Origin of the sequence: Haloarcula marismortui ATCC 43049, from assembly GCF_000011085.1 — an archaeon.
Classification (GTDB): domain Archaea; phylum Halobacteriota; class Halobacteria; order Halobacteriales; family Haloarculaceae; genus Haloarcula; species Haloarcula marismortui.
Map to the genome: position 1 here is coordinate 444,939 of NC_006396.1, position 12,166 is coordinate 457,104.

General features: G+C 64.0%; 12 protein-coding genes. 7 read left to right on the plus strand and 5 right to left on the minus strand.

The features are described 5' to 3' along the window. Positions 1 to 11: 11 nt before the first annotated feature. On the plus strand, positions 12 to 1,766 hold the full coding sequence (locus tag RR_RS06230; protein WP_049938771.1) for an ABC1 kinase family protein: 1,755 nt from the start codon (positions 12 to 14) through the stop codon (positions 1,764 to 1,766). A gap of 35 nt (positions 1,767 to 1,801) precedes the next feature. Here RR_RS06230 and RR_RS06235 read toward each other — a convergent pair whose 3' ends face one another. Next, the gene (locus RR_RS06235) at positions 1,802 to 3,328 is read right to left on the minus strand and encodes a cryptochrome/photolyase family protein (protein WP_049938773.1); all 1,527 of its coding nucleotides are present in this window, start codon (positions 3,326 to 3,328) and stop codon (positions 1,802 to 1,804) included. 170 nt (positions 3,329 to 3,498) lie between these two features. Between RR_RS06235 and RR_RS06240 the strand changes: the two genes are divergently transcribed. Next, positions 3,499 to 4,071, plus strand: a complete 573-nt coding sequence (locus tag RR_RS06240) for a halocyanin domain-containing protein (protein ID WP_004962431.1) — start codon at positions 3,499 to 3,501, stop codon at positions 4,069 to 4,071. A 21-nt stretch (positions 4,072 to 4,092) separates the two neighbouring features. On the opposite strand, the gene RR_RS06245 is transcribed toward RR_RS06240, so the two are convergent. After that, positions 4,093 to 4,395 carry a DUF7521 family protein gene (locus RR_RS06245; RefSeq protein ID WP_004962433.1) on the minus strand — a complete coding sequence of 101 codons (303 nt, stop codon included), beginning with the start codon at positions 4,393 to 4,395 and terminating at the stop codon, positions 4,093 to 4,095. After that, positions 4,392 to 4,754, minus strand: coding sequence for a winged helix-turn-helix domain-containing protein (locus tag RR_RS06250; protein ID WP_004962434.1), 363 nt, complete (start codon positions 4,752 to 4,754; stop codon positions 4,392 to 4,394). Before RR_RS06250 ends, RR_RS06245 begins: the two co-directional genes overlap by 4 nt. A 318-nt stretch (positions 4,755 to 5,072) precedes the next feature. Between RR_RS06250 and RR_RS06255 the strand changes: the two genes are divergently transcribed. Beyond that, positions 5,073 to 5,891: a halocyanin domain-containing protein gene (locus tag RR_RS06255; RefSeq protein ID WP_049938774.1), complete on the plus strand. Its 819-nt coding sequence runs from the start codon at positions 5,073 to 5,075 to the stop codon at positions 5,889 to 5,891. Between the two features lie 24 nt (positions 5,892 to 5,915). Here the strand turns inward: RR_RS06255 and RR_RS06260 are convergent, their stop codons facing one another. After that, a complete protein-coding gene (locus RR_RS06260) occupies positions 5,916 to 6,689 on the minus strand; it encodes a fumarylacetoacetate hydrolase family protein (RefSeq protein ID WP_004962437.1) in 774 nt (257 codons plus the stop codon). Positions 6,690 to 6,852: 163 nt separating this feature from the next. Between RR_RS06260 and RR_RS06265 the strand changes: the two genes are divergently transcribed. Genes RR_RS06265 through RR_RS06280 form a run of 4 tightly spaced genes read left to right on the plus strand, consistent with a single transcriptional unit; the run spans position 6,853 to position 10,836 of the window. Beyond that, the gene (locus tag RR_RS06265) at positions 6,853 to 7,587 is read left to right on the plus strand and encodes a prephenate dehydrogenase/arogenate dehydrogenase family protein (protein ID WP_011223063.1); all 735 of its coding nucleotides are present in this window, start codon (positions 6,853 to 6,855) and stop codon (positions 7,585 to 7,587) included. After that, the gene (locus RR_RS06270) at positions 7,584 to 9,059 is read left to right on the plus strand and encodes a small ribosomal subunit Rsm22 family protein (protein WP_011223064.1); all 1,476 of its coding nucleotides are present in this window, start codon (positions 7,584 to 7,586) and stop codon (positions 9,057 to 9,059) included. The genes RR_RS06265 and RR_RS06270 overlap by 4 nt, the downstream gene beginning before the upstream one ends. Positions 9,060 to 9,095: 36 nt before the next feature. Further along, a complete protein-coding gene (surE, locus tag RR_RS06275) occupies positions 9,096 to 9,905 on the plus strand; it encodes a 5'/3'-nucleotidase SurE (RefSeq protein WP_004962440.1) in 810 nt (269 codons plus the stop codon). A 7-nt stretch (positions 9,906 to 9,912) separates the two neighbouring features. After that, the gene (locus RR_RS06280) at positions 9,913 to 10,836 is read left to right on the plus strand and encodes a DMT family transporter (protein ID WP_011223065.1); all 924 of its coding nucleotides are present in this window, start codon (positions 9,913 to 9,915) and stop codon (positions 10,834 to 10,836) included. A 2-nt stretch (positions 10,837 to 10,838) separates the two neighbouring features. On the opposite strand, the gene RR_RS06285 is transcribed toward RR_RS06280, so the two are convergent. After that, positions 10,839 to 12,098, minus strand: a complete 1,260-nt coding sequence (locus tag RR_RS06285) for an alanyl-tRNA editing protein (protein ID WP_011223066.1) — start codon at positions 12,096 to 12,098, stop codon at positions 10,839 to 10,841. Positions 12,099 to 12,166 lie beyond the last annotated feature (68 nt).

Below are 12,166 nucleotides of genomic sequence, written 5' to 3' on the forward strand. Positions count from 1 at the left end.
ACTTGCAAACAGTGACTGCTGAGGAGCGTGTCGCCGACGAGCCGACAGGAGAGACAGTGTCACAGCCGGGCGGCCTCGGCGTTCGGCTCCGTGCGCTCTGGCGGGCGCTCGTCATCGTCTGGCAGTTCGTCCCGCTGCTCTGGCAGTGGGGCCGGGACCGGAAGCGGTTCCTCCTGTTCGGCCGGTCCCGGTCAGTGGCCCCCGAGACGCGGACGCGGCGCGCCCGCTACCTGAAGGATACGTTCGTCGACCTCGGCCCGGCGTTCATTAAACTCGGACAGATGCTCTCGACTCGGCCTGACGCCCTGCCACGGGCGTACGTCGACGTACTCTCAGAGCTACAGGACAACGTCCCACCTGACGCGTGGGCGACCATCGAGCCAGTTATCGAACGCGAACTGGGCGACGATATCGATACGCTGTTCGAGGCATTCGACACGACAGCCATTTCGGGAGCCTCGCTGGGCCAGGTGTACGAGGCACAGATCGACGGCCAGCGGGTCGCCGTGAAAGTGCTTCGACCCAACATCAGAACGCGCGTCGAATCCGACCTGCGCGTGCTGTCGACGCTGCTGCCCGTGCTCACCTACGGCGCGGACCCGGGCCAGGCATTTACGCTGGAAAATCTCACCGAAGAGTTCGCAACGACGGTCCGCCGGGAGATGGACTACGGCCACGAGGCGCGAATGCTCCGTGAAATCGGCGACAACTTCGCAAACGACGACGACATCGCCATCCCGGACGTCGTTGGGAGCCACTCGACGGACCGCGTGCTGACGATGACGTACCTCGACGGCGTGAAAATCGACGACGTAGAGCGGCTGGACGAACTCGGCATCGACAGGCCGGCACTCGTCCGGCGGCTCGAAGAGGTGTACATCCAGATGATCGTCGAGGACGGCCTCTTCCACGCTGACCCCCATCCCGGCAATCTGGCGGTCCAGCCCGACGGGACGCTCGTCTTCTACGATTTCGGGATGACCGGCTACCTCGGTCCCCGAACACAGGACCAGCTGCTTGAGTTCTACGTCGGACTGGCGACTGATGATGTAGACCGCGTGATGGACGCCTTCGTCGAAATGGGCGCGCTTGACCCGATGGCAGACCGTAACGTGATGCGGGAAGCGTTCGACATCGTTATCGAGCAGTTCCGCGGCGAGGACATCAGTGAGTACCGCATCGAACAGCTCGTCGGCCAGTTCGAGACGCAACTGTACGAGTTCCCGATGCGGCTGCCACAGGATCTGGCGCTGGTGGTCCGGGTAACGACGGTCCTTGAAGGCGTCTGTCGCACGCTCGACCCCGAGTTCGACTTCATCGAGATCATCTCCGAGTACGTCATGGAGCAGGGCGCTGGGGACGACGTTCGAGAGCAGATCAAGACGGAAATCCAAGAGGCAGTGACTGGCTCGACCCGGTCAGCAGTGCGGGCAGCCCCGAAGGTGGAGGACGCACTCGACAGAGTCGAGCGCGAAGAACTGCTCGTCAAGACCGTGCTCGAAGACTCTGATGGGCTAAGCCGGGTGCTCGCCAAGCGACTCCTGCTCGGTATCGTCGCCAGTGCCGGCGTGCCGGTGAGTGCCTACCTCTACACCGTGAGCGGGCTTCAGCCAGCAGGCCTCGCACTGGGCGGGAGCGCGGCGGTGCTCGGAATTCTCGCGTGGTCGTTCCGCCGACGGCGCGGACCAGCGCTGTCGACGCCACAGTTCACCCGCCACGAGATGCAACAGCGGCAGGCGACCGACGCTGCGGACGGAGACGAGTAGGCAAGCGCCGACGGTTTCCCACAAGACAGCGGCGCTCAGAGTTCGCCTTTGGTCGCCATTTCACGGATTTCTGCGGCCCGTTCGCGTATCTCCCCGAGTTCCTCGTCGCTTTTGTTGTCGACGTGGCTGTACATCAGTCCCATCCGGTGGTTCGACCGGAGCGTCTCCTCGTTGCGGTCGAGGAAGTCCCAGTACAGCGCGTTGAACGGGCAGGCTCCGTCACCAGTAGTCTTCGTTTTGTAGTACGGACAGCCCGAGCAGTAGTCGCTCATCTTGTCCACGTAGTTCGCCGAGGAGGCGTAGGGTTTGGTGGCGAACACGCCCGCGCCGTACAGCCCCATCTCGACGACGTTCGGCGTGGTCACCCAGTGGAAGGCGTCGACGTAGCCGGCGTGGAACCAGCGGTTCAGTTGCGCTGGCTCGACGCCATAGATGAGGCCGAAGTTCGCGAGAATCATCAGCCGCTCGATGTGGTGTGAATACCCGCGCTCCCGGACCCCGTCGACCACGTCGGAGAGACACGCCATGTCGGTGTCGCCGTTCCAGTAGAAGTCGGGCAAGGCCTCGTTCGCGCCAAGCTGGTTCGCTTCGGCCAGACTGGGCATCTCCCGGCGGTACACGTGCCGAAGAAACTCCCGCCAGCCGAGCACCTGTCGGATGAACCCTTCAACGCTGTTCAGTGGCGCATCGCCGTCCTCGTAGGCGGTGATAGCGCGCTCGATGACCTCCGCAGGGCCGAGGAGTCCCAGATTGAGCGACGTGGAAAGCAGGCTGTGGCTCATCGCCCACTCATCTTCCAGCATCGCGTCCTGGTACGAGCCAAACTCCGTGAGTCGATTCGTGACGAAATGGTCCAGTGCTTGGACGGCCTGGCGGCGAGTGACGGGCCAGCGGAACGGCTCCGGGTCGGTCCAATCACCGCCGAATGGCTGCTCGTCGTAGCTTCCATCGAACGTCGAATAGACCCACTCGATAACGTCTTCGGTCACGTCGTCCGGCTCAAACTGCGGTGGCTCCGGTGGCGTCCACCCGTCGGGTGGCGTCTCACGGTTCTGGTCGTCGTAGTTCCACTCGCCGCCAACTGGGTCGCCATCCGCCATCAGGTAGCCCGTCTCCCGGCGCATGAACCGGTAGAAGTCCTCGTGGCGGTAGCGGCCGTCGCCGCGCCACTCGTCGAACTGGGACGGTGCGCAGAGGAAGCGGTCGTCGGCGACAAACTCGACGGCTCCGCCTGCCTCGGCGACCAGCGATTCGAGGCGCGCCTGTGCGGACTCAGTCTGCGGTCGGTGAGTCACGAGTGTGTCGTCAGGGTTGGCCTCAAAGTGTGCCGCCAGTCCGTCCTCAAAGGTCTCTGTCTGCTGGTATCGGACCGTTCGGCCGTCGTCCCGGAGATTGTCGCGGAAATGTCGCATCGCGCTGAACAGCAGAATCAGCTTGTGTGGGTGGTACGGCAGCTTGCGGGCGAAAGACTCCGATTCTATCAGAAGCACCGGTTCGTCAGGTCGTCGAGCGACGGGTCCGGACCGCCGGATGAGGTGGTCACCGCGAAGCCAGACAGTCATCGGCAAACGGACACTCCCATTAGTTACAGTATATGCCTGTATCCGCATCAATCCCCGTCCGAACTGTGTTGGTATCCCGGGACAGCGGGGTGGTCAAAACCTCAATTATTGTTTCTTTACAAACGACAGAAGCGACTTCCTTATAAGTACACAGTCATAACTTTAAATGCATGACAAACGACCTCGACAGACGGACGTTCATTCGCACGACGGCGGCCGTATCAGGCGCTGGACTCCTCGCTGGCTGTGGCGGGTCCGGCGGCGACGGTGGCAGCGACGAGACGGAAGCCGAAGAAATGGAGACCACCGAAGCCGAGGAGATGGAATCCACTGAAACTGAGGAAATGGACACCGAAAGCAGCGGTGGGATGGAAACCGCCGAAGCGCCGAGCGAGGTCGCAGACTACGTTGGCGAGTCGTCGAATTTCGATGGCTCCATGGTCGTGATGACGGACCAAGACGAGGTTTCCGTCTCCGTCGGGGCCGAAGGCAACGGCGGCGCGTTCGCCTTCGACCCGCCGGCGATAAACGTCTCGACCGGAACGACGGTCGTCTGGGAGTGGACCGGCCAGGGGGCCGGCCACAACGTCAAGTCCGAAGGCGACGGGCCGCTTGACTCGGGTTCGGCTGTCGCAGAGGAAGGAACCACCTACGAGTACACGTTTGAGGAAACCGGCACCTACCTCTACAACTGTGTCCCGCACAAGGCGCTCGGGATGGTCGGCGCAGTCGTCGTCGAATAACGGATAGCTGTCTGGCAGATTTTATCGTGTTACCAGCGTGGAGCGACTGGTGACGTACAGCGAATACGCGATGACGGCGAAGCCGACCGCGGTGAGCGCGTTCTCGAAAATCAGTGCGGCATCGGTGGGTAAACCGAACAGCTGGTCCGCGACGCCAGCGATGAGCGACCCGACAGTAATGGTCGCGAATCCGACGGCGAGATACGTGAGCCCGGTCGCCCTCGTTGTCAACGCTGCGCGAGCAGCGAAGTAGGTGATGAGCCCGCCAAGTAACACTGTTACCGTCTTGAATCCGATGACGATGAGTGGGATATCTCCGTTCATAGTTCCTCGCTGACGCGCGACCACAGGAGTGCGAGCCGGTCGCTTGGCCGCTCCTCGGCAGGCAGCACGTCGACCTCGAACGCGCCATCGGCGTCGATCCCGACGAACACCCCGTCACAGTCCCGAATGTACGCCGTCGCGTGATGACCGTCGGCACGCACCTCTGTTTCCTCAGCGACCAGCTCGGCCTCGCTCAACTGCTCGAGCTTCCGGTAGGTGCTTGTCTGGGGCAGGTCACAGACCGAGGCAACCTCTTTGGCTGGCAACGGCTCGTCGAGCACCCTGAGGATGTCGCGACAGTCAGGGTCGGCGAGGGCGTCGAACAGCGCCTGTGTCTCGCTCGCGTCGTTGTATGCCACGGAGGGGCCCTCTCAGGGGACGGGTGGAAGTGGTTCTGCGGACGGTTCGGTCTCGATATGACGGGGCATCGACGTGAAACCTGTGGGATATTGTTCCCACGGTGTCCTGCGGTACCCCGGCAGCCGCTCCCAGTCAGTGTCGGGAATATAAACCACCCTCAGATAAAGGGCGACTGTTTGTTTCCAGAATCTGGAAAGGGCACACCGACTTTTCTATCATCGAAAAATAACGACTAGCTTGCTATGCAACGGCCCTCCACTCGCAGACAGTTTCTTACAGGCACAGGGGTAGCAGCGCTTGCCATTACCGCCGGGTGCGTGTCCTCGGGAAGTAGTTCAGAACCAGCGGCCGAAACCGGAACCGGAACTGAAACCGCGACGGAAACTGCGACCCCAACCGCGACGCCTGAATCGACGCCCGAGTCGCTTGACGACTGGCTTGATGATGCCAACGGCTACGACGGCGAGCCCCGCAGGTTCGGCCCCGAGTCTCGGCCAACGGTCTGGGTTGGGCAGGAGATGGACGGCGGACTGGCGTTCGACCCGCCTGTCATTGAAATCCCACCGATGACGACAGTTCGGTGGGACTGGACTGGGCACGGCGGCCAGCAGAACATCGTCGCGCTTGATGGCACCTTCGACAGCGGCCGGACAAACGCGCAGGCCGGAACAATGTATCACTACTTTTTCGAGGAGACCGGCGAGTATCGCTACGTCTCCGAACCCAATCGTGACGGTGGCATGAAAGGTGCGATTATTGTGAAAGAGCCACCGTCTTCGGGTAACGACACTGTTGATGAATGGCTCGCAGCGGCGAGTAACTTCGACGGCACCATTGTCGACCGCACCGACACTGACACTGCAACTGTTACCGCCGGTGTGGAAGGGAATGGTGGGAAGTTCGCGTTCGGCCCCCCGGCGCTGAAGATCTCGACCGAGACGACCGTCCGCTGGGAGTGGACCGGCGAGGGAGGGCCACACAACATCGTCTCAAAAGGCGATGGCCCGCTCAACTCGGAACTCGTCGCCGAGGAAGGAAACACCTACGAGCACACCTTCGCGGAAACCGGGACCTACCTGTACTCCTGTAAACCGCATAAGGGCCTGGGGATGAGAGGCGCGGTCGTCGTGGAATAACTACCGAACTAGTGTGGCAGCCGCCTACGGAATCTTGACGCTGTGTTTGAGCGTGCCGATACCTTCGATTTCGACTTCGACTTCGTCGCCGTCTTCCATCGGTCCGACCCCTTCAGGGGTCCCCGTGGCGATGACATCGCCCGGTTCCAGCGTCATGTACGACGTTATTTCGGCGATTAGTTCGGGGACAGAGAAGATGAGGTGCTCGCGGGAGGAGGACTGCTTCGTCTCGCCGTTGAGACGGAGTTCGATACTGGCGTCTTCCGGAACGTGCTCTGGCGTGGCCACGAGCGGGCCGATTGGACACGCGTTGTCGAAGGCCTTCCCGCGGACCCAGTTCTGCTCCCGTCGCTGGTCGTCACGGTTGGAGATGTCGTTGACGCAGGTGTAGCCCGCGACGACGTCCATCGCCCCCGATTCGCTGACGTTCCGACACTGCTCGCCGATGACGACGCCGAGTTCAGCCTCGTAGTCGATGCGTTCCTTCCCCGAGGGCATCGTGAGGTGCTTGCCGTGGGACGCGACGGCGTTCGGGGCTTTGAGAAACAGCATCGGCCGGTCCGGAAGCTCCGAGTCCATCTCCTCGGCGTGGTCGGCGTAGTTGCGCCCGATACAGACGACTTTCGTCGGCTCGCAAGGCGGGAGGATGTCCACCTCGTCGGGGTCGTAAGACTCGTCGCCAAAGGCAATACGGCCGTACGGTCCGGCGGCGGCGGTGACGACGGGCTCGCCGTCCTCGACGGTCCAGCGACCGCCGCGAACGTTCCCCCCAGTATCACGGAATCGAACGCGCTTCATGTCACCGTTCTCTCAGGGCCGACGGATAAGCGTTTAGGAGGGGGAAACCGGACTACAGCGGGCTATTCGACGGTTGTCTACCCGACCATCGTCACCTGCGGTGTCGCGGCGAGCAGGCGTGTGACCGAACGGCTTTTGAGACGGGACGGGCTACGCTGGGCCGATGAACGTCCTCGTCGTTGGTGCCGGCGCGATGGGCCAGTGGTTCGCACGCACAGTCCGGACCCACGCCGACGCGGCCGTCGCCTTTACCGACGTCGACCAGTCGGCTGCTGAAGCTGCTGCAAACGCGGTCGGCGGGCGCGCTGTCGCCAGCGACGCGGCCGAGACTTTCGATGTTGTCTGTATCGCAGTGCCGATGCCTGTCGCCGAGACGGCTATCGACGAGTTCGCGCCGTGTGCCACGGACGCAATCGTTGACGTAACGGGGAGCATGGCAGGCCCCATCGCAGCAATGCGGGACGCGATGCCCGATGGCCAGCGACTCAGCCTGCACCCACTGTTTGCCCCCGAGAACGCGCCCGGCAACGTCGCTGTCGTCGCTGACGCGTTGGGACCCGATGCTACTGCCGTCGTCGACGCAATCGCTGCAGCCGGAAACAACTGCTTCGAGACGACGGTGTCGGAACACGACGAAGCCATGGAAACGGTACAGGCCAGCGCTCACGCCGCCGTACTCGCGTTCGCGATGGCCGCCGCGGACGTGCCCGACCAGTTTCAGACGCCGATTTCGGCCGGCCTGTTCGACCTTGTCGAGCAGGTGACCGGCGGCGACTCGCGGGTGTACGCCGATATCCAGCGGACATTCGACGGCGCGGACGCGGTCGCCGACGCCGCTAGCGAACTCGCCGACGCCGACGCAGATACTTTTGAGCGGCTCTACGAGCAACTCTCATGAACCAGGACACACGCCAGCAGATACGCGACAACGCCCAGTACCTCCGGAACGTCCGACCGCTGGACCCCGAGGAGCTACACGAATACGTCGAGGGCCAGCCCCACCCCGCCGTCGTCAAGCAGGTGCTCCGAGAGGAGGCATTCGACCTTGGCATCGTCGAGCAGGATGACGGGACCTTCGTGCCGGCACCAGAGGGCCGGCTTTCAGTAGATTTCGACGGCGTCGAGCGGTTCCCCGACAGCTACGAACAGCAGGTCATCGACCTGCTGACAGAGTGGGGCGGGCTGGAGTGGCACAGCGGCGACAGCGGTGACGAACTCAGGGAGCGCATCCGCGACATCAAAGAGCGGTATCTGCAGGGCCAGGCCGTCGAATACGACGAACTGACCGCGCTGGGCTACGCCGTCTACCACCTCCCGGACTACTACGCCGTGGCGAAGTACGTCCTTGCGGACCTCGCCGCCGACGGCCTGCTCCCGTCACAGCTTCGAGTGCTGGACGTGGGGGCCGGTGTCGGCGGCCCGGCGGTCGCCCTGCGCGACCTGCTTCCGGACGACGCGCTGCTCGACTACCACGCGGTCGAACCGAGCGCCGCCGCGGACGTGCTGGAACATCTGCTGGAGGACAGCGGCCAGAACGTCCGCTGGGAGATTCACCGGGCACTCGCCGAGGAGTTCGACCCGTCGTCGCCGCTTGTCGGCGACGACAGCGGTAGTGGGGCCGGAGACGGGGACAGCGGTAGCGACGACAGCACCGACGAGGGATACGACCTCATCATCTTCGGCAACGTCCTCAGCGAACTCGACGACGCGGCGGCGACCCTCTACCGGTACGTCGAGGCGCTTGCCGACGACGGGACGTTGCTGGCGCTGGCCCCCGCCGACCGGAACACGGCCATACAGCTCCGAACTGTCGAGCGCGAGGTGGCCGACGGCGGCCCGGCGACGGTGTATGGGCCGACCGTGCGACTCTGGCCTCACCAGTCCCCCAACAGCGAGTCGTGGTCGTTCGACCGCAAGCCGGACATCGAGGTGCCAACCATGCAACAGCGCCTCGACGACCCTGCCGGCGGGACAGGCGAGTTCGTCAATACGGACGTGCAGTTCGCCTACAGCGTCCTGCGAACCGACGGCAAGCGAGTGCACGATGTAACACCGGACCGGGGCATCCACGCGCCGATGGCCGACGCCGAGAACTACGTCACCGACCGGGTGAATTTTCTGGGTGTGAAACTCAGCCACGACCTCGCCGAGCGGGAGGGCGCAAATCCGCTGTATCTGCTGGGCGATGGAAGTCAGCAGGTCGACCACTTCGCCGTGCTCACCGAGGCGTCGATACTGAACGAGGACCTCCGGAAAGCCGACTACGGCGACCTGCTGTCCTTCGAGAACGCGCTGGTGCTGTGGAACGACGACGAGGAGGCGTACAACGTTGTCGTCGACGGCGAGACGGTCATCGACCGGGCCCGCTAGCGGTGGGCTTTTCTCGGGGACGGCCCCACGGAGCGTATGGACGAGCCGACGATTCTGCTGACGAACGACGACGGCATCGAGAGCGCCGGCCTCCGGGCAGTGTACGATGGTCTCTCGACGGTCGGCGACGTGACCGCGGTCGCCCCGGCGGAGGACCAGAGCGCGGTCGGTCGGGCTATTTCCCACGAAGTAACCGTCCACGAGCACGAACTCGGCTATGCTGTCGAGGGGACGCCCTCAGACTGCGTCGTGGCGGGGCTGGAAGCGCTCGTCACCGACACCGACCTCGTCGTCGCGGGCTGTAACCGCGGGGCGAACCTCGGCGCGTACGTTCTCGGCCGCTCGGGGACCGTCAGCGCCGCCGTCGAGGCCACCTTCTTTGACGTGCCGGCGATGGCCGTCTCGATGTACATCCCGGTCCGCGAAGACGCCGCCTTCGCGGACATCGAGGCCAACGGCGACAGTTACCGCGAGGCGGCGAAAGCGACAACCTACCTTGCCGACCACGCCGTCGACGCCGGCGTGTTCGAGCAGTGCGACTACCTGAATATCAACGCCCCCGTCGCCGAGTGGGGCGACGCACAGATGACGGTCACCCGACCGTCCCACCTCTACGAGATGGACGCCGAACAGGATGGCGACGCTGTGACGCTCCACGACCGCATCTGGGAGCACATGGCCGACGGCGACATCCCCGACCCTGAGGGGACCGACCGTCGCGCCGTCGTCGACGGAAAGGTCAGCGTCTCGCCGCTGACCGCGCCGCACACGACGGAGCATCACGAGGCCCTCGACGCGATTGCGGAGACGTACGAGCCGGACGACGGCGGCGAGGCGGCCGACTGAGCAGACGATGCGGTTCCGCAACGCCATCCTCTTCGTCGCGCTCGCAATCGCCTGGGGCAGCGCCTTCACCGCGATCAAGGCTGGGCTGGAGTATTTCCCGCCAATCCTGTTTGCGGCGTTCCGGTACGACCTCGCCGGCCTGTTGATGCTCGGCTACGCGGTGTACGCTACCGACCAGTGGGTCCCGAAAAGTCGGACCGACTGGATTGTCGTGGGTATCGGCGGCTCACTCCTGATCGCCGCATACCACATCTTCTTGTTCGTCGGCGAGCAAGGAACCACCAGTGCCGCCGCCGCTATCGTCGTGAGCCTCTCGCCGATTCTTACCACCGGGTTCGCGCGTGCGTTTCTCCCGGACGAACGGCTCACGACGCTGGGCATCGTCGGCCTCCTTGTCGGGTTCCTCGGTGTCGGCGTTCTCAGCAACCCCGACCCGGGGAACCTTCTCAACCCCCGGACCGTGTCGCTGTTTCTTGTATTCCTCGCGGCCGCGTCGTTCGCCCTCGGGAGCGTGTTGACCCGTCGGTTCGACGACGACTTGGAGATAGAGACGATGGAAGCGTGGTCGATGCTGCTCGGTGCAGTGCTCATGCACGGCATCAGTTTCGGTGTCTCCGAATCGGTTGCCGACGTTCAGTGGACTACTGAGGCCGTGCTGGCCCTGCTGTATCTGGTTGTCGTCGCCAGCGCCCTCGGCTTCCTCATCTACTTCGATTTGCTTGAGCGGCTGGGACCCATCGAAATCAACCTCGTCTCCTACGCCGCGCCAGTCGTCGCCGCCGCCACTGGACTGCTGTTTCTCAGCGAGACGCCGACGGTCTACACAGGTGTCGGATTCACCTGTATCCTCGTCGGGTTCGGACTGCTGAAACGGGACGCGCTACGAAACGAGGTTGCGCGGTTCAGCGGGACGCCGAACCGCGGGGAGTAAGCTCAGTCGCCGCTGTCTGCCGTCACTGACTCGTCCCGGAGGAACGCGACGATTTCGTCCCCGTCGGCACCGAGTCCCCCGCCCTGAGCGACTGTCGGTCGCCCGCCACCGCCGCCACCGAACTCTGTAGTCACCTGATCGACCACTTCACCGGCGTCGACGCCGCCGGTCGTCCCGACGCCCAGGTACTGGCCGTCGGCGTCCACCAGCGCGGCCACGTCGACGTCGTCACCGACAGCGGACTCCGCTCGGTCGGCCAGTGCGTTTGCGTCGAGCCCTGCCACGGTGCCGACGAGCCACCGCTGCCCGTCCACTTCGATGGCGTCGTCACGCAGGTCAGCGAGACGGGAATCGACGAGGCGCTCTCGGAGGGACGACACCGTCTCCCGGAGGTCGTCGCATTCTGACTGGAGTCCGTCCACAGCGGCCGGGAGCTCCGCAACGTTCGTATCCAGCGACTGGGCGGCAGTCATCGCCCGCTCGTGTTCGGTCGCCCGCCGGCGGATAGCACGCGGGCCGACGGCGAACTCGACGCGAGTCAATCCCTCTCCGGGATTGGACCGACCGAGTACCGTCACGGGCCCGATTTCGCGGGTGTTCCCGACGTGTGTCCCACCACAGGCTGCCACGTCCCAGCCGTCGATGGTGACGACCCGAACTGTCTCGCCCTCGATTCCCTCTTCGGTCTTCGTATTGAACGCGATATCGTCGCGACCCAGTGCCTCGTCACGCGGAATTTCTTCCCAGGTCACGTCGTAGGATTCCCAGACGGCGCGGTTAGTCAGCCGCTCAAGTTCGGTGAGTGTCTCGTCGCCGATTTCGGTCGTCGTTTCGAAATCTACCCGCACCTTTCCGGTGATGGCCGGCCCAAAGTCGTCGTCATCGGCTTCGTCCGGGACTCTCGCGCTGATGTCGAAGCCGCCGTAGCCGAGGTCCGACAGCAGCCGCCGACCAGCGCCGTAGAGGACGTGGCTGGCGGTGTGTGCACGCATGCAGTACGTCCGAAACGCCGTGTCAACCTGACCTTCGACTGTCTCGCCCGGGCCGAACGTCGGCGGCTCGGCCAGTTCGTGAACGATGTCGCCGTTTCGGTGCTGGACGTCAACGACCGCGACGCCATCGAGTGTTCCCCGGTCCGCCGGCTGTCCGCCGCCTTCAGCGTAGAAGTACGTGTCTGTTAGCACGACAGCAGTCGTATCGATACGGTCGACGTTCGACGTGAAGGTCGTCACAGTGGGCTCGGCTGCGGCTGTTCCCGTCATCGGGCGTGGCTACGGCGGCGTGAACAAAAATGTCTGGGCGTACCCCAGACAGTCGTCTGGGGCCACCC